At 59.2% G+C, this 21,276-nt stretch carries 18 protein-coding genes and 3 tRNA genes; 10 read left to right on the top strand and 11 right to left on the bottom strand.

Going from position 1 to position 21,276, the window contains the following annotated elements:
- Positions 1-122: 122 nt before the first annotated feature.
- Positions 123-1,187: a phosphoribosylformylglycinamidine cyclo-ligase gene (purM, locus tag HMPREF3135_RS06505; protein ID WP_016421389.1), complete on the top strand. Its 1,065-nt coding sequence runs from the start codon at positions 123-125 to the stop codon at positions 1,185-1,187.
- Between the two features lie 370 nt (positions 1,188-1,557).
- On the opposite strand, the gene HMPREF3135_RS06500 is transcribed toward purM, so the two are convergent.
- Together HMPREF3135_RS06500 and HMPREF3135_RS06495 are read right to left on the bottom strand one after the other, a co-directional pair.
- Positions 1,558-1,740, bottom strand: a complete 183-nt coding sequence (locus HMPREF3135_RS06500) for a DUF3073 domain-containing protein (protein WP_005511943.1) — start codon at positions 1,738-1,740, stop codon at positions 1,558-1,560.
- 260 nt (positions 1,741-2,000) lie between these two features.
- On the bottom strand, positions 2,001-3,155 hold the full coding sequence (locus tag HMPREF3135_RS06495) for a CAF17-like 4Fe-4S cluster assembly/insertion protein YgfZ (protein WP_049190237.1): 1,155 nt from the start codon (positions 3,153-3,155) through the stop codon (positions 2,001-2,003).
- Positions 3,156-3,235: 80 nt separating this feature from the next.
- On the opposite strand from HMPREF3135_RS06495, the gene HMPREF3135_RS06490 reads away from it, so the two are divergent.
- Positions 3,236-4,123, top strand: a complete 888-nt coding sequence (locus tag HMPREF3135_RS06490) for an aminodeoxychorismate lyase (protein WP_016421387.1) — start codon at positions 3,236-3,238, stop codon at positions 4,121-4,123.
- 77 nt (positions 4,124-4,200) lie between these two features.
- Here HMPREF3135_RS06490 and HMPREF3135_RS06485 read toward each other — a convergent pair whose 3' ends face one another.
- Together HMPREF3135_RS06485 and HMPREF3135_RS06480 are read right to left on the bottom strand one after the other, a co-directional pair.
- Complete coding sequence (locus tag HMPREF3135_RS06485; RefSeq protein ID WP_016421386.1) at positions 4,201-4,881, bottom strand: heme-binding beta-barrel domain-containing protein; 681 nt, start codon at positions 4,879-4,881, stop codon at positions 4,201-4,203.
- Between the two features lie 101 nt (positions 4,882-4,982).
- Complete coding sequence (locus HMPREF3135_RS06480) at positions 4,983-5,840, bottom strand: LmeA family phospholipid-binding protein (protein WP_070438789.1); 858 nt, start codon at positions 5,838-5,840, stop codon at positions 4,983-4,985.
- A gap of 81 nt (positions 5,841-5,921) precedes the next feature.
- On the opposite strand from HMPREF3135_RS06480, the gene mshD reads away from it, so the two are divergent.
- From mshD to pstB, 5 genes are all read left to right on the top strand, one after another.
- Positions 5,922-6,830: a mycothiol synthase gene (gene mshD / locus HMPREF3135_RS06475; protein WP_070438786.1), complete on the top strand. Its 909-nt coding sequence runs from the start codon at positions 5,922-5,924 to the stop codon at positions 6,828-6,830.
- Between the two features lie 377 nt (positions 6,831-7,207).
- Complete coding sequence (gene pstS, locus HMPREF3135_RS06470; RefSeq protein WP_224433877.1) at positions 7,208-8,269, top strand: phosphate ABC transporter substrate-binding protein PstS; 1,062 nt, start codon at positions 7,208-7,210, stop codon at positions 8,267-8,269.
- Between the two features lie 236 nt (positions 8,270-8,505).
- A complete protein-coding gene (pstC, locus tag HMPREF3135_RS06465) occupies positions 8,506-9,549 on the top strand; it encodes a phosphate ABC transporter permease subunit PstC (RefSeq protein WP_070438783.1) in 1,044 nt (347 codons plus the stop codon).
- Between the two features lie 77 nt (positions 9,550-9,626).
- A complete protein-coding gene (gene pstA, locus HMPREF3135_RS06460; RefSeq protein WP_049173081.1) occupies positions 9,627-10,520 on the top strand; it encodes a phosphate ABC transporter permease PstA in 894 nt (297 codons plus the stop codon).
- 48 nt (positions 10,521-10,568) lie between these two features.
- Positions 10,569-11,345, top strand: a complete 777-nt coding sequence (gene pstB / locus HMPREF3135_RS06455; protein WP_016421380.1) for a phosphate ABC transporter ATP-binding protein PstB — start codon at positions 10,569-10,571, stop codon at positions 11,343-11,345.
- A 449-nt stretch (positions 11,346-11,794) separates the two neighbouring features.
- Here the strand turns inward: pstB and phoU are convergent, their stop codons facing one another.
- The 6 genes from phoU to HMPREF3135_RS06425 form a co-directional block, all read right to left on the bottom strand.
- Positions 11,795-12,532, bottom strand: a complete 738-nt coding sequence (phoU, locus tag HMPREF3135_RS06450; protein ID WP_080969597.1) for a phosphate signaling complex protein PhoU — start codon at positions 12,530-12,532, stop codon at positions 11,795-11,797.
- Positions 12,533-12,622: 90 nt separating this feature from the next.
- Complete coding sequence (gene dusB, locus HMPREF3135_RS06445; protein WP_042388893.1) at positions 12,623-13,780, bottom strand: tRNA dihydrouridine synthase DusB; 1,158 nt, start codon at positions 13,778-13,780, stop codon at positions 12,623-12,625.
- 132 nt (positions 13,781-13,912) lie between these two features.
- On the bottom strand, positions 13,913-15,652 hold the full coding sequence (gene cydC, locus HMPREF3135_RS06440; RefSeq protein WP_016421376.1) for a thiol reductant ABC exporter subunit CydC: 1,740 nt from the start codon (positions 15,650-15,652) through the stop codon (positions 13,913-13,915).
- The gene (locus HMPREF3135_RS06435; protein ID WP_083280629.1) at positions 15,649-17,199 is read right to left on the bottom strand and encodes an ABC transporter ATP-binding protein/permease; all 1,551 of its coding nucleotides are present in this window, start codon (positions 17,197-17,199) and stop codon (positions 15,649-15,651) included. The genes cydC and HMPREF3135_RS06435 overlap by 4 nt, the downstream gene beginning before the upstream one ends.
- Positions 17,200-17,228: 29 nt before the next feature.
- Positions 17,229-18,245: a cytochrome d ubiquinol oxidase subunit II gene (gene cydB, locus HMPREF3135_RS06430; RefSeq protein WP_049190244.1), complete on the bottom strand. Its 1,017-nt coding sequence runs from the start codon at positions 18,243-18,245 to the stop codon at positions 17,229-17,231.
- A gap of 19 nt (positions 18,246-18,264) precedes the next feature.
- A complete protein-coding gene (locus HMPREF3135_RS06425; RefSeq protein WP_049190245.1) occupies positions 18,265-19,854 on the bottom strand; it encodes a cytochrome ubiquinol oxidase subunit I in 1,590 nt (529 codons plus the stop codon).
- 202 nt (positions 19,855-20,056) lie between these two features.
- Between HMPREF3135_RS06425 and HMPREF3135_RS06420 the strand changes: the two genes are divergently transcribed.
- Positions 20,057-20,129 (top strand) — tRNA-Lys (locus HMPREF3135_RS06420).
- A 76-nt stretch (positions 20,130-20,205) separates the two neighbouring features.
- Here HMPREF3135_RS06420 and HMPREF3135_RS06415 read toward each other — a convergent pair.
- Positions 20,206-20,736, bottom strand: coding sequence for an NUDIX hydrolase (locus HMPREF3135_RS06415; protein WP_016421372.1), 531 nt, complete (start codon positions 20,734-20,736; stop codon positions 20,206-20,208).
- Between the two features lie 200 nt (positions 20,737-20,936).
- Here HMPREF3135_RS06415 and HMPREF3135_RS06410 point away from each other — a divergent pair.
- Positions 20,937-21,012: transfer RNA gene (locus tag HMPREF3135_RS06410), tRNA-Glu, on the top strand.
- Positions 21,013-21,026: 14 nt separating this feature from the next.
- Positions 21,027-21,100, top strand: a tRNA-Asp gene (locus tag HMPREF3135_RS06405).
- Positions 21,101-21,276 lie beyond the last annotated feature (176 nt).

Raw genomic sequence — 21,276 nt, 5'->3', positions numbered from 1 at the left:
ACCGAGAACGAAGCGCAAGCGGTGCTGTAGATTGCAGCCGTTGCTTTGTTCCCGGTCCGCCAATACTCCCGGATACGGCAGTAACGCCGCCCGGGGGAGAAAGTTTAAAGCGAGAGCCTCTAATGACCGAGAACGTTTCTGGTGCTTCCTACGCTGCAGCCGGTGTCGACATCGAAGCCGGCGACCGCGCCGTTGAACTATTCGCCCCGATTGCCAAGAAGGCCACTCGCCCAGAGGTCCGTGGCGGGCTCGGTGGTTTTGCCGGCCTGTTTGCACTGGGCAACTACGAAAAGCCGCTGCTGGCCGCATCCTCCGATGGTGTGGGAACCAAGTTGGCCGTGGCGCAGGCCGTCGGCAAGCACGACACCATTGGCCTGGACCTGGTCGCCATGGTCGTCGATGACCTGGTTGTGTGCGGCGCCGAGCCGCTGTTCCTGCAGGACTACATTGCAATTGGCAAGGTCGTGCCGGAGCACGTCGCCGAGATCGTTTCCGGCATCGCCGAGGGTTGCGTCCAGGCGGGTTGCGCCCTCCTTGGTGGCGAGACTGCAGAGCACCCGGGTGTGATGGAACCGGGTGAGTACGATGTCTCCGCTACCGGCGTCGGTGTCGTGGAAGAGGACAAGCTTCTCGGCCCGGACCGCGTGCGTGAGGGCGATGTCATTATCGCCATGGAGTCCTCTGGACTTCACTCCAATGGCTACTCGCTGGCTCGCTACGTTCTCCTGGAGAAGGCCGGTCTGGAGCTCGACGGTTACGTCGAGGACTTCGGCCGCACCCTCGGGGAGGAGCTGCTGGAGCCAACCAAGATTTATGCGAAGGACTGCCTGGCTCTGATGAACGAGGCCGAGGTCCGCACTTTCTGCCACGTCACCGGTGGTGGATTGGCTGGCAACATGGTTCGCATCATGCCGGAAGGCCTGACCGCTGACATGAGCCGCGCAACATGGACCCCGGGGCCGATCTTCAAGACCATTGCTGAGCTCGGCAACGTCTCCCGCGAGGAGATGGAGAAGACCTTCAACATGGGTGTTGGCATGGTTGCGATTGTTTCCGCAGAGGACCGCGATCGTGCACTGGCTCTGCTGACTGCCCGCCACATCAACGCTTGGGAGCTGGGTACTGTCCGCAAGAGCGAGGCTGGCGAGGACGGGGCTGTTTTGCGCGGCAGCCACCCGCGCTTCTAAGCGTCGGCCGGCCGTCGGTTTACTGCGACGGGCGGCCGGGGACTGGGCCGGCTGGTCTGCCGTGGAGGGCGGCCTACTGATGCGACGGGGCGGTCTAGATTCTGGGTTGCACAACGGAGATCCCAGAAAACCACGGGCTGCAAATGTGAAACTGTATGAGTTTATGACACTTTCGAGCCGTTTTTCGGGCGATTTTTGTCATAAACGCAGTCAGTAACTCGGATTGATCCGCCACCGCCGAACATAATCGGCGGAACATAAACGCAGTCGACTAAGCAAAAGCAAGCACCCACCAACGGAATCGTTGGTGGGTGCTTGCTTTATTGAAATAGAAACGCTTTGCGGAAAATACGACAGCGGTTAGCTTGCGCTAGCTGTCGCGACCAGCGCCTGAGGCCCATTCCTCCCAGTCAGAGTAATAGTCGTCTCGATCGGACTCGTTCGACTTGCCGACGAGTTCCCGCTGCAGACGTTCCAAATCCATTTCTGGTGAATCGTACTTGAGCTGACGGGCAACCTTCGCCTGCTTTGCTTTCGCACGGCCGCGACCCATGGCCTGACCCCCTTGTGTAATCCGTGGGGCGGCACGGGGATACGGCCGACCCACTTATGTCTTATTGCGTTAATTCCTGTAAGACACCATAGCCGATTTTTAGACGAAGGGGTTACGCGGGGAGGCCCATAGTGGGTCGTGTCCTCGCGCTCAGACAACTCAATATGTGCTGTGGCCTGGGGAAATGTCCTTTCTGAAAAAGAATGGAAAAAGTTATTTTTTCACCACTCTGTCTGGTGGCTTTACCTATTTCCTGTTACCTATTTCCCACGCAGGCGGTTGATGGCCACACGGCCCGGCGGCAGCTGCTCAACGCGGTCGATGGAGGAAGGGTCGACGGCCACGGCGCAGTCACCCACCACAAGGCCCTCGCGCTCCTGAGCTGAGCGTTTAAGCAGAGCCAAAGCAATCGGGCCGTAATCGGCATGTTGCACGACGGTGCCCACGCGGCCCACGGCGCGCTTGCCCATCATCACTGGATTGCCGGTTTCCGGCAGGGTGGCCGAGCCGTCGAGCTGCAGCATCACCAAAACTCGTGGGGAGCGACCAACATTGTGGACACGTGATACCGTCTCTTGGCCGCGATAGCAGCCCTTGTCCAAGTGCACGGCAGCCGTGTCGAATTCAGAAGCAATCCAGCGGGGAGCCTCATGCGGAATCATCTTCTCGTCTACGTCGATTCCCAGCTCGGGCCGCAAGGAGACTACGCGTTCGGCCTCCCAGCCCATCAGGCCGACTGGGGAGGCGCCAGCGGCCACCAGCGCGTCCCAAGCACCGACTAAATCCTGTCGGCGTACGAGCACATCCACACGCCCGCCGCGTGGCCACGGCAGGTGCCGGACGTAGGAATGTCCCACAGTCGTAGCTTTACCCACCTGCGGGAATGCGAGACCAGCGGCTACCAGGACCTCAGGGGCATTCGGCCCCATGACGGAAATAATCGCCCTTTCTACCTCAGCAATTTCCACCTTGGACCAGAACACCATCATGTTCAGGTACTTCAACAGGGAGTCGAAGCCGGCAGGGGGCACGTCGATAAGCACGGAATCGTCCAAAACAGTCAACGTCATGTGATGGAGAACGTGACCGTTTGCATCCAGGTTCAGTGCTTCAGTGACAGTGCCGGGAGCGGCTTCGTCGACCTTCTGCGAAAAAAGTGTGTTGAGGTAGGTCAGGCGATCCTCGCCAGTGACCTCAATAACGCGGTAGTACGAGCGATCTACTACGCCGCAGTCCTCCTGCAGGTGACGTTGCTCTACCAGCGGACGGCCGTAGTGCCATGCCACGCTAGCTTGCCCTGTGGTTTGCTCAACGTTTTTCGCTGAGTTTCCGTCTGGGGCGTTCTCTGAGGCCTTCTCCAAACCTTCCATCTGTCCGCCCAGTTCGAGGGCAGCGGCGCCAGCCACGTGAGACATCAAAGGACTTACATACTCAACACTCACTCCCTCATGTTAACCAGAAATCCTCAAATTAAGCATGGATTAAGCTTGTGTGTATGACGGATTCGCTTTCTTCTCTAGTGCTTATCGACGTCTTCGCAGACGGCGGCCCGATTGCTGTCGAGGCAGGACAGCCGTTCCTCTACGCGGATGATCTCGGAGCTATTCGCGGCGACGGAGTTTTTGAAACACTCCTGGTCAGGGGTGGTCATACCTGTAATACTGACCGGCACGAGAAGCGATTCGCATCGTCAGCGCTAATGCTGGATTTGCCAACCCCAGATCTGCAGCAGTGGCGGGCGGCTACCGAGGTCGCACTACAGGAGTTGCGCGATAGGTCAATTGAGGGGGATGCGACGTTGCGGTGGGTGTACTCGCGTGGTCGTGAGTCCACCGGAGAGCCGACTGGCTACGTTTTGGCTAGCTCCGCGGAAAAGGTGGCGGAAAACCGTCTGAAGCCGGTATCGGTCATGCTTGCAGAGCGCGGTTTCTCGCTCGACCTTGGCTCCCGTGCACCGTGGGCGCTCATCGGCGCGAAAACGTTGTCATACGCAGCTAATATGGCCGCTTTGCGCTATGCCAAGTCCAAGGGTTTTGACGATGTCATCTTCACGTCCGCAGAGGGCAAGCTCTTGGAAGGCCCAACATCGACCATCATCGTTCAGCGCGGCAATGAACTGCTGACTCCCAACCCCGGTGAAGGAGTGCTGCCGGGCACAACTCAGGCAGCGCTGTTTGAAACAGCCGCCAACTGCGGCTGGAAAGTCACCCCGACGGTCCTGGTGCCCGGGGACCTATTCACCGCCGATGCGGTATGGCTGGTGTCTTCGGTGCGTATCGCGGTCGTGGTTAAGTCCATCGATGGTGAGCCCATCCGGCAGCCGGATGCAATCGCGGAAAAGGAATTCCGCGACCTGTGTGACGAGGCGCTGGCGACGCAGTAGGGCGCCAAACGGTGGGGCTTGACGCAGTAGAGCCCCGCAGTAAGGCCACACAACGTCCGTCGTAAAGCGGGGAGAACCTAGCCCGCGTAGCGCTTGAGCTGCGCGGACATGCGGGGAGCGAATTCCTCATCCCGCAGGCGCTCGTCTACCCACCCGAGATCGTTGTTCGGCATCAGACCGTAGAGGCGCTTGCCCGGGCCAAGGGATGCAGGACCGGTAGCAGTGACCATTGTGGAGGCTGCTTGCAGCTCCCATGCGCGCTCGGAAACCGGCTTGCCGTAGTAGATCTCAGTGACGCCGGTGGAGTGGACGCAGATGAACTCAATCTCGTCCTCGTTGTTAATGCGCCAAAATCCTGTTTCGCGCTGGTCAGGGCCGGTCGGCTTGCCTTCTTCGTCCAGCTTCCAGATGCGCGACTCATACTTCAGGTAGTTCTCGCCATCGTGGCTGAAGATGAGCTGCTGGCCGAAGTTGTACTCGCCGTCGACGACAGTGTTCGCCTGCCCCTCACCGCGCCACACGCCGACCAGCGGCAGTAGTGCCAGCAGGCCGTCGTGAATATTCGGGCCGAAGCGCAGGTTAGCGGTCTCGTCGGGGATCGGGAGCCCCTCAAGCTCAGTGATGTTGCGCGTAGCGGTGCTCTTGGCCTGTTCGGCCGCGCGGTTGATGGCCTCGTTGCCGTCGAGGCGAGGGGCTTCCGCAGCTGCAGGCTCCTGTGCAGCGGCGTCTGTCTGGTTGCTGCCATTCTTCTCGGTCATGCTTCACACTCTACCGCTGAAGCTCTTGTGGCCATGTATGGGCTGTTGTCGCATGGTGCTAACGCTGCACCGACGCTTAACGGCGATGCTTGACGACGGCCTTAGCGACGCACCCGACAGTTCTTCTCCGGCAGCTTCTCCGTGGATTGAGCTGACGCCTCGGCATCCTGCTGGGATGTCGGCGGCATGAAGTTTGTTGGCGACACGGTGCACAGAATCTGTTCGCCTTCGATGGTGATAGAACCGCCCGACACGTACACGCGAGTCGCCGGCATGCCCATCGGTATATCTGAATCCCGCAGTGTCAGAGCGAAGGTGTCCATAATGTGCTGCGTATCAGCCTCAGACAGCTCAGGTTTGATGTGGCTTTTAGAATCCGTTGGGGACGAGGGCGCAGAAATAATCTCCATCGGCGTAATGACCACGTCGCGGCTGACAATGCGCAACTTCGCCGTAACCTGGGTTTTTCCCTGCCATCCGGCTGGCGTGGCCTCGAAGATAGCCTCGGTCTCCCAGCCGCCGGTGGGGGAGGAGTCCTTCAGGCTCTGGATGCTCAAATCGGTCAGTCCCAGCTTGTTTCCCAGAGAGACACCGTCGAGCGAGAGCTTAGTGAAGTACTGCTTCGTCGGCGATTCTGGGAAATTACCGCTGAGCACTGCCGATGCCGGGATCTTAACGTTGGAAGCTCCGTACTCCAGAGATACCAAGCCGAAGTCGGGCACCTCGACATCGCGGATGCGCGAGGTTACGGAGCTCCACTTACCCGTAACAAAGGAAGACAAGTAGGCCTTGCCACCAATGGCGACGTATGGGGTCATCTCCAGCTGAGCAGTCTCCTGAATATGCTCGGAGAGCTTGTACTCCGCATGGCTGGCGAAGCCCATGTCGGTGGCGACTACCAGCGCGGCAACGGCGAGGATAGAGCCACCGATCTTCTTCTGTCGTCGGGAAATGGACACACTCTATTAGTACCCCATCGCTTTTGGCTCAGACGACATCGGGGAAGTGTTGAATTCGCTGCTGTGTATAGGGTGGGGCGTATGAACGTAACCGAACTGCTTGACGTAGACACCACCGTCGCCAGTACGCTGCTGCAGCACGCCCACTCCACCGACGGCGTGGAGGCGTTCGGCGAGGCTTTCGTCCGAGGGCTTGACGACGACTCTTTCGGGCATCGACACTTTGCGATTATTGAGAACGACCGTTACTTGGGCCTGGCAGCCGTTGCGCCGGATGCAGTGGAGATGGTTGTTGATCCGGAGTTTCGTAAGCAAGGAGTCGGGGCGAAGCTGCTTGCGCACATCGATGCTGAGGTCGGCGAGCGCCTGCCTATCTGGGCTCACGGTGATGTCGCCGGTGCCAGCCGTTTGGCAGAGTTGACGGGACGCAAGGTCATCCGCGAGCTGTTGCAGATGTCCATTTCGAGCTCAGCGTTGGAGAAGGCTGCGGGGGCCGTCGATAAGCGCGATGATGTTGAAGCGCTAACCCTGACTGCGGCACGCGCGAAGTGGGGTGAGGCGGCCGTGGATCGGGCGTGGTTGGCTGTGAATAATGAGGCGTTTGACTGGCATCCGGAGCAGGGAGGTTGGTCGCAGCCACAACTCGATCGCGCTCGGAACGTGCAGTGGTTCGACCCGGAGGGCGTGTTCTTTGCTGCGGATGTGGCCGGGGCGCGCGACAGTGCGGAGGAGATTTGCGGTTTCCACTGGACGAAGTGGCACGCCGAGGAGTCTGTGCCAACTGGTGAGGTGTATGTGATCGGGCTGAGCTCGAAGGCACGCGGACGTGGCCTGGGGCGATGGCTGACCAATGTTGGGCTTTCCTATCTCCGGAACCGGGGAGCGGAAAAGGTAATTCTCTATGTGGAAGGCGACAATGCGCCGGCAGTGCGCACGTACCGTGCGGTCGGTTTCGAGGTGGCCCGCCGTGATGTGATGTACGGCGCGTAGATGCGACGGTTCGGTTTATTGGGGGAGTTATTGAAGGCGAGTTGTTGAAGGGGGAGCTTAGCTTTATCTCAGTTTTAGGTGGTTTTCCTCTGGCGCGGGGGCAATGATTCTTGTGTTTTTGAGGAGATGCTGTCCAATCCTCAGTGTTTCAGGGGCGCATTTTAGGGCCTCTTACAGGGAAAATGAGGATAAATAAAGAATTACTTGCGCCGTTCACCAATTGTTAATGTTCTGAACAGGTTCCGGTTACTATCGGTAGATAGGTTCAGCGCAGTGGACCGGAGTGTGGCGGTTCCACGTGAACTGTTTCACTCATTGTGTAAAACCCCGGAGGATTTACTGTGCTGAAGAAGAACCGTGCGGCATCTGTCATTGGTCTGGCCGCTGTTGCAAGCCTTACCCTGGCTGCTTGCTCTGAAGAGGGCGGCGAAGGCGCTTCTAACGTTGAGGGTCTGGCTGACGTCACCGGTGAGCTGCAGGGCGAGGGCGCTACCTCGCAGCAGCGCGCCATGGATCTGTTTGCCACCAAGTTTGAAGAGACCGGCTCGACCCTGTCGTACAACGCATCTGGCTCTGGTTCCGGTCAGACTCAGTTCATTGCCGGCACCGTTGCTTTCGCTGGCTCTGACTCCCCGCTGAAGGAGAAGGACGGCAAGGACCAGGTCGCAGAGGCTAAGAAGCGCTGCGACGGCAATGAAGCATGGCACCTGCCGATGGTTATCGGTCCGGTTGCCGTTGCCTACAACCTCGAGGGTGTTGACGTCGCTCTGACCCCGGCTCTGGTTGCTGAAATCTTCGACGGCAAGATCACCAAGTGGAACGACCCGAAGATCGCTGAGGTCAACGAGGGTGTCGATCTTCCGGAGAAGGACATCAAGGTTGTCTACCGCTCTGAGGAGTCCGGTACTACTGATAACTTCATGAAGTTCCTGAGCGCAGCTGCTCCGGAGCAGTGGCAGCACGAGGCTTCCAAGTCCTTCCCGACTGCTACTGGCCAGGGTGCTAACGGCTCGGCTGGTGTTGTCAACGAGGTCGCCAACATCGACGGTGCTATCACCTACGTCGAGGCTGGCTTCGCTGAGGACAAGGACCTGGGCATCGCCAAGATGGACTTCGGTCATGGTCCGGTTGAGCTGAACAACGACACCGTCGGTAAGGCTCTGGATTCCGTCACGTTTAAGACTGAGGGTCACAACATGGTTGTTGACACCGACGCTCTGTTCGCAATGGACGAGGAAGGCGCTTACCCGCTGGTTCTGACCACTTACGAAATCGTCTGCTCCGCTGGTTACGACGAGCAGACTCGTGACCTGGTTAAGAACTTCCTGAAGGTTGTTCTGGAAGAGGGCCAGGGCCCAGAGCTCGAAGAGCTGGGTTACATCCCGGTTCAGGGTGAGTTCAAGGACAAGCTGTCCGCAGCGGTTGACGCTATCAAGTAATTCTTTGCGTGCAACGCGGGTGAAAGCAGAGTTGGCTCTGTCCTTACCCGGTTGGCGCGAGGATCACTTCAGCCGGCCACGCAGATCTGAGCTGTAGGCCGAAAACCTGACGTAGACCGGTTGGCTTTATATATCGACACCTCAGTTGATTGGGTACCGCTCGTAGAGGGGTACAGAGGCCAATCGGTCTTCATGTGCGTTTAAGCACAAATCACTTCTACTTAGGAAATGAGATCATGAGTTCCTCGACTCCCATTGAAGGGAAGCAGGAGGCTGTAGACAGCAGTCTGTTGCAGTCCTCAGCACCGCAGGTGGATTCCTCCGGCGACGAGAGCTCGGAAGAGCAAGCCATTCAGACCGGCGTTGTTCGTCCTGGTGACCGAATCTTCAAGATTCTGGCGGTAGGATCTTCCGCATTGGTGACTGCTGCCATCATCGCAATTGCAGTGTTCCTGCTCCTGCGCGCAGTTCCGGCAATGTCCCGTAACGAAGCGAACTTCTTCACCTACACCGAACGATGGAACCTGGCGGATACCTCCGCCATGTACTTCGGTATTCCGAACATGTTTCTGGTGACCGTCGCGGTTTCCATCCTGGCGCTGATTCTGGCTATGCCGGTTGCGCTGGGTATTGCTATCTTCCTGACTGCCTATGCTCCAAAGAAGATGGTCAAGCCGCTGGGTTACCTCGTGGATTTGCTGGCTGCAGTGCCGTCGATTGTTTACGGTCTGTGGGGCTTTATGGCTCTCGGTCCGGCCTTGGCTGGTCTGTACGGGTGGTTGGCTAAGACACTGGGCTTTATCCCGATGTTTGCCCTGTACCCAAACTCGCCGGCATTCGAGACCGGTCGAAACCTCTTCACCGGTGGCGTTGTGCTGGCAATTATGATTCTGCCGGTTATCGCGGCTACCACCCGTGAGGTCTTTGTTCAGACCCCGCGTGGTCACATTGAGGCATCGCTGGCTCTCGGTGCGACCCGTTGGGAGATGGTCAAGCTGGCTATTCTGCCATTCGGTCGTTCTGGCTTTATCTCCGGCTCGATGCTGGGTCTGGGACGTGCTCTCGGTGAGACGATGGCTCTCTACCTCGTGATCTCCCCGTCCTCGGCATTCCGTGGCTCGCTTTTCGATGGTGGTACCACCTTCGCAACCGCAATTGCTAATGCGGCACCAGAGTTCAATGACAACCTCAAGGCCGGCGCATACATGTCCGCAGGTTTGGTGCTGTTCTTGCTGACCTTCGTGGTCAACTCCGCAGCCCGAATGATTGCGAAGAAGTAGCAAGGTCGTAGGAAAAGAAACGAGAAGTAACAATGACTAGTTCAACTACTGATTCTTCGCCTCACGGCCCTGCAGACATGGTCCCCACCACGGAGTCGGCTTTCACCCAAATTAAGGGTTCCCGCAAGGTGGCAGACAACGTCTCCACGGTCCTCATTTACTGCTGCATGGCTCTTGCCCTGATCCCGCTGGTGTGGGTTCTCTTCGAGCTTGTCGTCCGAGGCACCCCGTCACTGCTGAGTGGTGAGTGGTGGACTGCTTCCCAGCGTGGTGTCACTGTTGGTGCGTCTGCCGGTGGTGTTGCTCACGCAATCGTCGGTACCTTGGTTCAGGCTCTGGTCACGACTCTCATGACCGTGCCGTTCGGTATCTTCGTCGCCATCTACTTGGTCGAGTATGCAGGTAACTCCCGTCTGGGCAAGGTCACCACCTTCATGGTCGACATCCTCTCCGGTGTGCCGTCGATCGTCGCGTCGCTGTTCATCTACTCGATGTGGGTGGTCATGTTCGGCATGAGCCGTTCCGGTTTCGCTGTCTCGCTGGCGCTGGTTCTGCTGATGCTGCCGATCGTTGTGCGCAACACCGAGGAAATGCTGCGCATCGTTCCGCACGAGTTGCGTGAAGCCTCTTACGCTCTGGGTGTTCCGAAGTGGAAGACCATTTTGAAGATTGTGCTCCCGACCGCACTGTCGGGCATCGTCACCGGCGTCATGCTGGCCGTCGCCCGCGTCATGGGTGAGTCCGCACCGATGCTGATCCTGGTTGCAACCTCGCGAATCATCACCTATAACCCGTTCGGCCAGTCGCAGTCCTCGCTGCCGCTGTTCATGCTGGACATGTACAAGGCCGGTAATACCGGTGCGGCATTCGACAAGATGTGGGGCGCAGCGCTCACGCTGGTTCTCATCATTGCCCTCATCAATATCCTGGCGCGCTTCGTATCCGCCAAGTTCTCCGTCAAGAGCAGTTAATGCTGGGCGCCTAACGTCCGCTATTTCAAGGAAGGTTTTTGAAAGACCATGGCTAAGCGCCTAGACCTTAACGATGTCAACATCTACTACGGCGATTTCCACGCTGTGCAGAACGTCGACCTGCACGTCCCGCCGCGTTCCGTTACCGCATTCATTGGCCCGTCCGGCTGTGGTAAGTCCACCGTGCTCCGTTCGCTGAACCGTATGCACGAGGTCATCCCGGGTGCCTACGTCACTGGCGAGGTGCTTCTCGACGGCGAAAACATCTATGGCCCGAAGATCGATCCGGTCTCCGTTCGTAACACCATCGGTATGGTGTTCCAGCGTCCGAACCCGTTCCCGACCATGTCCATCGAGGACAACGTCGTGGCTGGCCTGAAGTTGGCCGGTGTTAAAAACAAGGCTCATCTCCAGGAGGTTGCCGAGAAGTCCCTGCGCGGCGCCAACCTCTGGGATGAGGTCAAGGACCGCCTGGACAAGCCGGGTGGCGGCCTCTCCGGTGGTCAGCAGCAGCGTCTATGCATCGCACGTGCAATTGCAGTTGAGCCGGAAGTTCTGCTGATGGATGAGCCGTGTTCCGCACTGGACCCGATTTCCACCCTGGCAATCGAGGACCTGATTCATGAGCTGAAGGAAGAATTCACCATCGTCATCGTGACCCACAACATGCAGCAGGCAGCTCGTGTGTCCGATCAGACCGCATTCTTCTCCCTCGAGGCAACCGGTAAGCCGGGTCGCCTGGTTGAGGTTGGCCCGACCAAGAAGATCTTCGAGAATCCAGACAAGAAGGAAACCGAGGACTACATCTCCGGTCGCTTCGGCTAAACGCTTTGCGTATGCCGTAATAAGCCAATAAGAGCCCCGTACTTCACGCGTGTTCACGCGAGGTACGGGGTTCTTATTGTTGTTGCAGTTTATGAGATTGCTATGTCGCGCACATGTTTTGCCACCTGATTGTCTAACCGCGGAGGTGATTTGTGCCGGGGAAAACAGTTTTTGTGGCGGGATCAAGCAGTTACTGACTAGGTTTATGTCAGATGAATAGCGTTTACTCACAGTAAAGTGTCATAAACCTAGTCAGTTTCTCGGTTTGAGGCGGTGTTGTGGCTGGGGAGGTGTTTAGCCTGGTGTGGCTTAAAAACGGCTCCACTCCGGCCTAAAAACCCGCGCCCCAGGCCAGCAGCCACCCCCAACATCCCTACAGCTCAGCCCAACACCCAGCCCCGCCCAGCAGCCCTACAGCCCAACCCCCAACAGCCTGCAACTTCACGGACCTACATCCGCAGGTGACGCTCCAAGGCCTGCAGGCGTTGGTTAAAGCTGCGCTGGTCGCGTTCGTCCTCAAGCTTGTCCAGGTAGACATCGCGCTTGTAACCGGTGGCCAGGTAAATAATCCGGGCGGCAACCTCGACAGCGTGATCCGCGTAACGCTCGTAGAAGCGGCTCAGCAGAGTGACATCCACTGTCTGCGCAGGGGAGTGCGGCCAATTATCGTCGTTGGTCAGCGTAAACAGGTGCTGGTGAATGTCATCGATGCTGTCATCGGTCTTATCCAAGGCCAATGCCTGGTCAACGTCGTAGTCGATGAGCACCTGACGGGTTTCGTGCGTCATCTGCTCAGATACGGAGGCCATCTCGCGGAAGAACCCCTCCACGGGCTCCGGCAGTGCCTTGTTCGGGTGGCGACGCCGGGCAACGTTGGCAATATGCACACTCAACGCGCCCATGCGGGAGATGTCCTCGACAATGTAGAGGCCACTGACAATCTGTCGGAGATCACCAGCCACAGGAGCTTCGCGGGCCAACAGCTCGAAGGCTCGCTGCTCCGCATCCTGGCGTAGGTCCTCAAGAGAATCAATCTGGGAAAGAACTGTTTCAGCCGAGACCAAATCAGCCTCGAAGAGGGCCTTGTTCGCAAGCTTGTGCATGGAGCCAACTCGGTCACACATCACAATCAGGCTGTGGGCCAAGTTGTCCATTTGTTCTCGGTAGACAGTGCGCATGCGTTCCATAGTAGGCAATCCTCAACAACGTCGCGCGTTAGTGGGGAGCCCCCAATTACCCCTCGTAAAGTTATGTAAACACTCGCTCAGAACCGAAGCTTAGCCACCGGAGTGCATAATCTCCGCGCCCTCGGGCACGGTGTCGTCCTCCGGGTCGTCCAGCCAGCCCTCCGGCAAGACCACCTTTGCAGGGGACCCCTGTCGGCCGCGGGCGCCGTCGGCGTCCTCCGGGCGGGCGTGGGCGCTGGGGCCGTCGTAAAGCGGTGCGAGAATCTCGTCGAGCGTTGCCAGCGAATCGACGCGCGCAAGAGACTTCCGCACCTCACTGCCGGCAGGGTAACCGCGCAGGTACCAGGCGATGTGCTTGCGCAGGTCGCGGCAGCCCTTACGTTCGCCCTCGTGCTCCACGAGCAGTTCCGCGTGACGACGGATAATCCCCGCGACCTCACCAAATGTTGGTGCCGGCGGCACTTCTTCGCCACGCAGCTCGGCGGACAACTGCGCGAACAGCCACGGGCGGCCAAGGCAGCCGCGACCGACGACGACACCGTCGCAGCCGGTCTCGTCGAGCATTTTGCGGGCATCGGTGGAGGCAAAGATGTCGCCGTTGCCAAGCACCGGGATATCGCTGTAGCCGGAGTCGACCATGTGCTCCTTCAGCCGCGCGATCTGCGACCAGTCAGCGTGGCCGGAGTAGCGCTGCGCTGCGGTGCGGGCATGCAGAGCCACAGCCTGGGCGCCCATCTCAGCGGCGATGCGGCCGGCATCGAGATGCGTGTGGTGCTCGTCGTCGATACCGACGCGGAATTTCACGGTCACCGGGATGTCCGTGCCCTCAGTGGCTTTTACCGCTGCGGCGACGATGTTGCCGAAGAGACGGCGCTTATACGGCAGTGCCGAGCCGCCGCCCTTGCGAGTGACCTTCGGTACCGGGCAGCCGAAGTTCATATCGATGTGGTCGGCGAGGTTTTCGTCGACAATCATCTTTGCGGCCTCGTAGGTCCACTTCGGGTCAGTGGTGTAGAGCTGCAGGCTGCGCGGGTTTTCGTCAGGCGCGAAGGTGGTCATGTGCATGGTCTTCTCGTTGTGCTCGACCAGTGCTCGCGCGGTGACCATCTCGCAGACATAGAGGCCCGAGACCGTGCCTGTACGCTGCAGCTCCTGCTCGCGGCACAGCGTTCGGAATGCCACGTTGGTGACACCGGCCATCGGAGCGAGTACCACGGGGGAAGCGAGCTCAAAGGGGCCGATGTGCATGTGCGCGGACGTGGCATCGGCGGGCTTGGCGGCGCTGAGTGGACTCGTGGAGGTATCTAACACGTACAGTATTGTGTCACGCTGAACTGCCGTTTTCGAATCTGTTTTGGGCGGCCGGTTGAATCGCCCCGGTTAGCGCTGCGTCCGCGGATGCCTGACGACGATCACCGTCCGGCGACCCCTCCCACCGGGCAGGTCGGTGGTATTCCGAAGAATTTCCAGGATGTGGTTCGACTCTTCGTCGAGGTGTTCGGTGGGTTCGTCGAGAAGCAGGATTGGCGCTGTGCTGACAAGTGCCCGGGTGAGAATGAGCCTGCGCCGCTGACCACCCGAGAGACTGTCCGCGCCGCTGTCCAGAATCGTGTCCAGGCCGTCGGGTGCGGCATCGACCCAATTGCGCAGGCCCACGGCGTCCAGTACGGAGTAGATGTCATCGTCGCTGACCTGCGGGTTACCAATAGAGATGTTGTCCCGCACCGTCGTGGCGAAAATGTGCTCATCCTCGGCGATAAAACGCACCAAGTCGCACTGCTCCGTGTTTACGTGGGGCTCTCCGGCACTTGCCGCACTGCGCCACAGCTCACGTCCGTCTCCGTCAGTGATAGTCACCGTGCCCGCAACCGGCGGGATTAGTCCGGCGATTGTCTTCAGCAGCGTGGTCTTTCCGCTTCCCGACGGCGCCGTGATCTCCCGGTAGTCGCCAAAGGTGACCTCGAAGTTTTGCATCGGCAGTTGAGCTGGCTGGGCAGCGGGCTCTTCCGCAGTATTCGAACTGTTGTCGTCGGGGTAGCCCACGATTAAGTCTTGAACCTGCAGAGTTGGCCGAACTGTCAGGTGGTTCTGAGCGAGCGGGGACGTGTGGATTGGCGCTGTGGGGACTGGGGCTGAGCGCATGGCATCCGCTTCCCCTGATTCACTCGCACTTGACGCGAGCGTCAGCAAGGCTTCCCTCGATTGCGCCAGTGTTTGCGCAGCAGCTGGCAGCGGACCAACCGACTCAAAAGCCGCCAGCGGCACCAGAACCAGAACCGTCAGCCACTCGGGAGAGTGCAGCAAACCGCCGCCAGCGCCCCCGGCCGAATCCGTCACTAACCACGACGCTACGACCACGGTCAGGACAGCGGTCAACACGCTAGCCGCGGTGCTCAGTGCGGAGGCGCGGGCATTTGCTCGACCTGCGGCGTCATCGATGGCCGCAACCGTTTTGCTGGAGGATGACGCGGCAGAGACTGCCTCATCCAACTGGCCGTGGATACGCAGGCCGGCGGCGTCGGAAAGCAGCGCTTCGACGGCAGCGGCATGCGACTGAAGCGCGGCCGCGCGACGCTGACTTGAGCGCGCAGTGGTGCGATACGTCAGGTAAGGAGCAACACCGCCGGCCAGAAGCAGTCCCACCGCCAGGAGAACCGCAGCGGCAGGCGAGAGTAGAGCCACAAAAATGACGGCGATGAGAGAGGTCATCAGCGCCACCAATGCGGGCACTATTGATCGCACGACGGCATCGGCAAGTGCGTCAATATTCGCCCCAAGCGCTGTGACAATATCGGAACGCTCACGCAGCGCCAGCGTACGGTCGGCCACGAAATGCTCCCATAGCTTCACGCGCGAGCGCTCGGCGGTGCGCAACGCCACATCGTGGGAGACCAACCGGTCGAGGTATCGAAACGCAGCTCGCGAAATACCCAGCGCGCGCACAGACGTCACCGCCAAGGTGATGTCCATCAGCGGTGGCATCTGCCAAGAACGCGTAATCAGCCACGCCGACACCACGGTCAGACTCAGCGCGGACAGCAGCGTGATGATGCCCGCCAACACCGGCCACACCAGGTCGCGGGGTTTCACCAGGCGACGAAGCGCTTGCAGAGTAGTCATCGCGACTGCACCTCCACCACGCCGTCGGCGGCCGCAATCAACAGCGGATCATGGCTGGTGGCAATCACTGTGGCTCCGCGCCGGGCACGTGCGTGCAGGAGCCTAATCACGGACTGCGCACTGTCGGCATCCAGGTGAGCTGTCGGTTCATCGAGGAGGACGAGGTCGCGGGTGTCGTCGGCAAGCTCGCGCCGAAGCGCCTCCCGCTGACGTTGCCCGAGCGAGCGCCGCGAATTGTCTCCCACCGTCGCTGCGTCCAACACTGGGCGCTGGGGCAGCCACGCGATGCGCCGCAGCAGATCCTGGTCACGGAGAATGCGCTGGCCGTCGCGAATAGTTACGGAGCCTTCCAACCCCTCGTGCACGATGCCGGCGACCGCAAGCAGCGCTGTCGTCTTGCCCACGCCGTTCGGCCCCGCCAGCACCGTCACTGTGCCTGGCTGCGCGATGGCGCTTAATTCACTTGGCCGCACGCCGTCTCGCCCCGGCGCGGAAAGGCGTTCGAACACGACCGTGGGGGCGCTGTGGACACTGCTTGACGACGTTCCTTCGGCCACCTCTTCCACAGTTTCAGAGGTGGTGTCTGTGGAGTTTGGAGTCTGGCCAGCGTCCTTGTCTAACAGTTCCGTGACTTCGGTGGCAGCGACCACACCGTCCTGGGCGGCGTGGAATTTCTGGCCAACCTGGCGCACCGGGCCATAGATTTCTGGGGCGATGATGAGCACTGCCAGGCCGGTTGCCAGCGTCATGTGGCCTCCCAGAAGTCGGAAACCGATGCCGACGGCGATGAGGGCGATTGACAGGGTGGTGAGGAATTCCAGGACCGACGCGGATAGGAAAGCGATGCGCAGGACCTCCATGGTGGATTTCCGGTGGCGGGTCGACAGGCGCTTGATTTCCTCGCTGGGGGTGTCGGCCATGTTGTGCGCTTTGAGCGTTGGCAGGCCGATGACCAGGTCGAGAATCTGACCACGCACCGTGCCGATGTCGGCCAGACGGCGTTCTGTGCGGCCCTCAGTGAGGCGACCTACCAGCCACATGAACAGTGGAATGAGTGGCAGCGTGACAACCGCGATGGCAACCGATGGGAGGTCCAACCATGCGACTGCGACCAGTGCCATCGGGGTAGCCAGCGCTGCGGCCACCAGTGCGGGGAGGAATTCCGCCACGTAGACGGCCACACCATCGAGCCCGACCGAAAGCAATGCGCGCCAGTGCGCGGTGTCGACAGTGCGAGGATCGCGCAGAGCCAGGGCTCGCAGTGCCCGGCTGCGCAGGTCTGTGGCCACGCGTGCACCCGCAGATTGGCCGAAACGCACGAGCGCGTAGGAGCAGGCCACCCGAACGAGTACAGCGGCCGTGGCTATCAGCGCGAATAATGTCCAATTAGGAGTTGCCTCACCCAGAACCTGCGCCGTAATAGTGCCGATTGCCAGCCCCAACGCGATTGTGGCACCTGTGCTCGCGGCGGTCAGTGCGCCCGCGAAAATGACCCAACGCCAGGCTGGGGCCGACAGCTTGAATAGTTTCGGATCGACAGGTGCCACTTTTTAGAAACTAACCTCCAACGGACGGTCTACTGCGAGACCTTACGTTCAGCCATCAACCGCTTGCGGAATACCCAGTATGTCCACGCCTGGTAGGCAATCACCAGTGGGGTAATCACCAGCGCGGTCCAGGTCATGATTTTCAGCGTGTAAGGGTTAGAGGCGGAATTCCAGATATCGAGGGAAACGCCGTCGGCAAGCGTCGTCGGCATCAGATACGGGTACATGGCGCCGAAGACAACGGTGGTGACGGCGACTACGGTGACCGCGGTTGCGGAAAAAGCGATGCCATCGCGGTTGCCTACGGTTGCGGAGATGGCAATGACCAACCCCGCGACGGCGATGACGACAACAGCCCACAGCCAGGTCTTTCCGTAGCCCAGCTGTGTCCAGATGAGGAACACGCCGCCAAATATCAGCGCCGACAGTGCCGGAATTCGAGCGGCGTTGCCGACCTCGTCGCGTAGCTTGCCGGCGGTCTTCAGCCGCAGGAACGTAACTGCGTGAAGAGCGAACACAGCCGCAAACGCAATCCCGCCGACCAGGGCGTACGGGTTCAGCAACCCGAGCAGGGTACTAAAGCCGGAGTCCAAGTTCTTGTCGGCATTCAGCGGGACACCACGCACCAGGTTCGCGACCGCTACGCCCCACAGAATCGGCGGCAACCAGGAGCCGAAGATGATTGCGCGGTCGCACCAGGCGCGCCAGCGCTCATCGTTGACTTTGAAGCGCCATTCCAGCCCGACAATACGGACAATCAACGCCACCAGAATCAGGAAGAGCGGCAGGTAGAAGCCGGAAAACATGGACGCATACCATTCCGGAAATGCCGCGAAGAGCGCGCCGCCAGCGGTAATTAGCCACACTTCGTTGCCGTCCCATACCGGCCCGATAGTTCCGAGCATCGCTTTACGACGCGGTTCATCGCGGCCAACGAACGGCAGCAGCATTCCGACGCCGAAGTCAAAGCCCTCGAGCAGGAAGTAGCCAGCGAAGAGGAACGCGATCAGGATAAACCACAAAACGGGAAGATCTAATCCGAACATGTCAGAGATACATCCTTATCTACTTTGTGTCCTCAGTCGCGGAGACTTCGGAGTCGGGGCTGGCAGCGGACTGGGCATGGACCTTGTTGAATCGAACCGGAGACGAGATGATCGCGCCCAGATCGGTAGCGATTGGGGACGATGGGCCAGCGTGCTCGGGGTCATTGCCGATGGCGTTGATTGCCTCAGCGGATTCGGTCGGAGGTCCGGCAATAACTGCGCGGCGAATCAACCAGAACCACACCACTGCCAAAATCAGGTAGAGCAGGGTAAAGCCCACCAGGGTGATAATCACCGTGGCCGGTGCGTGGTCGGACACACCCATATCGACGGTCATGCGAATCAGCTCGGTGCGCGGGTCGCCCGCGTGATCCGGGTTCGGGTGCACAATCCAGGGCTGACGGCCCATCTCCGTAAAGATCCAGCCAGCGCTGCTGGCCAAGAACGGGAACGGAATCGCGAGGATACTGCAAGCGGCGAAAATGCGGGCTCGCTTGCCCGTCGGCACGCGCCCCTTGCGAGTAAATAGCCAAGCGAAAAACGCGATAGCCAGAGAACCGACCATGAGCCCAATCATGGCGCGGAAAGACCAGTATGTGACGAACAGATTCGGAGAGTAATTGCCTGGGCCGAAGACCGCCTCAGCTTTTTCTTGCAGGTCCTGCACGCCCTGGAGCGTGACGCCACTGAACTTGCCCTCGGCCAGGAAAGGCAGCACCCATGGCACCTCGATGAGATGCAGCACCGAGTCGCAATTGTTGTGCGTACCGACGGTCAGAATCGAGAACATTGGATCTGTCTGCGTGTGGCACAGGGACTCGGCCGATGCCATCTTCATCGGCTGCTGCTCGAACATAAGCTTGGCCTGGATATCGCCGGTGATAAACACCGCCAGCGAGCTGAGCACAGTTGTCCAGAGCCCGACCTTCATGGACTTGTGAAACGTCCGTTCGTGAACAGTATTGCTCTGGCCACCGCGGCGGCTCTGAACCAGCCACCAGCCACTGACGCCGACAACGAGCGTGCCGGCGGTAAGGAAAGAGCTGGCCACGGCATGCGGGAAAGCTGCCAAGGCAGTGGAGTTGGTCAACAGTGCGCCAAAGTCTGTAAGCTCTGCGCGGCCGGTTTCCGGGTTGTAGACCGCGCCTACAGGATGCTGCATGAACGAATTGGCGACGATGATGAAATACGCCGAGATATTCACCGCAATAGCGACAATCCAAATCGAGAGCGTGTGCATCCAGGTGGGGATACGCCCCCAGCCGAAAATCCATAGGCCCAGGAAGGTGGATTCCAGGAAGAACGCGATGAGTCCTTCAAGAGCCAGCGGGCCGCCGAAGACATCACCGATCATGCGGGAGTACTCCGACCAGTTCATACCGAACTGGAATTCCTGGACGATACCCGTGGCTACGCCCATGGCGAAGTTAATAATGAAGATGGTGCCGAAAAATCGTGTCGCTCGGTACCAGAGGTCATTTTTCGTCGTGGCCCACAGTGTCTGCATGAGCGCGACGAGCGGAGCTAGACCAATTGTCAGCGGGACAAAAATGAAGTGGTAGACGGTGGTTATGCCAAATTGCCAACGAGATATATCGACGACATCCATGTTTCCTCGACTGAAAAAGTAGACATAAACGATGCGTGTACTCCGACGGATTTGTCGAAGCCTGCATCAAGTGTCCGCAGTATTCCTGCTTATTAATTCAGTCGGACAGGAGGGGTAAAAAGTTCCGGGGCGTGAACTTATCGACTCTCGAGGGGGCAATTATCAAAAATCGGCGCGCTATTGCTAGGCTATTTTGTTGCGCGGGCCTTTAGCTCAGCTGGTAGAGCTACGGACTTTTAATCCGCAGGTCGCGGGTTCGAGCCCCGCAGGGCCCACAAGCACGAAAAACCCCAGGTCATCAACGGCCTGGGGTTTTGTCGTATCTTGCCTGTATTTTTCCTTCTGCGGCACCTACTTCTCCCGCTTGTGGTAGCCCATCCGTGGCTTGAAGCCCGCCGGGTGCTTGAGCTGCGCCACTGCATCGGCGACTATCAGGCGGAAGCGTGGCTTCATCGGTGGCATCTGTGAGATCTGGAACCATCCGACATCAGTGGATTCATCATCAGCGACATAGGGGACGTCGTCGCCAACAACACTGCAGCGCATGGAGATATCCAGATATGAGGCAACATCGCCGTTGAGGTGTTCGATAGGGCCAACGGCGCCAGTTCCAAGCAGGGCCTCAACTGTGACATCGAGTCCCGTTTCTTCCTTTACCTCTCGCACGGCGGCGTCGTGAGGCTGCTCGTCCGGGTCGATAATTCCGGTGACTGGGGTCCATTCACCATTATCGGAGCGACGAACCAGCAAGACCTCGGGCAAGGCGTACATCGGTGCATTCGGCGGAACATCGCGAATGACGATAGCCGTGACACCGGGGAGCCAGAGCGGAGCGTGGCCCACTTTTTCGCGGAGCTGAACAATGAAATCCGGAATTGCCATAATTGCGAGCTTATCTGAGTACTAGTAGCGTCCGCGGAAATAGTAAGAAACTCCAGTTCAACCGTGGATTTTGGGAAAAGGGTACTTATCCTCTATAGTTCTTTACGTTGCCAAGAGCGCGCGCAATTGCAATGTTCATACACTGCAGATGTACGCGGAATATGCCATTGAGTGGCCAACTCTTTGCAGCGTTAAGTCGGGCTCCCATCGTCTAGAGGCCTAGGACTCCGCCCTTTCACGGCGGCAACACGGGTTCGAATCCCGTTGGGAGTACCACTAAAAATCATGATGGCCCTGTGGCGCAGTTGGTTAGCGCGCCGCCCTGTCACGGCGGAGGTCGCGGGTTCAAGTCCCGTCAGGGTCGCAATTCTAAACGCCAGTTCCGGTTGGAGCTGGCGTTTTTTGCTTTTGGTTAGTGGTGCGCTGGGCGTCGGCGTGGGTAATGGACAAAAAGTGTGTCTGATTCTCAAGATGGTGACTGGTGAGAAGCCAAAAACTACGGGCTGCAAATGTGAAACTGTATGAGTTTATGACACTTTC

It is taken from the genome of Corynebacterium sp. HMSC14H10, from assembly GCF_001807105.1.
Lineage (GTDB): Bacteria > Actinomycetota > Actinomycetes > Mycobacteriales > Mycobacteriaceae > Corynebacterium > Corynebacterium jeikeium_D.
This window is presented reverse-complemented; position numbering and strand designations above follow the sequence as displayed.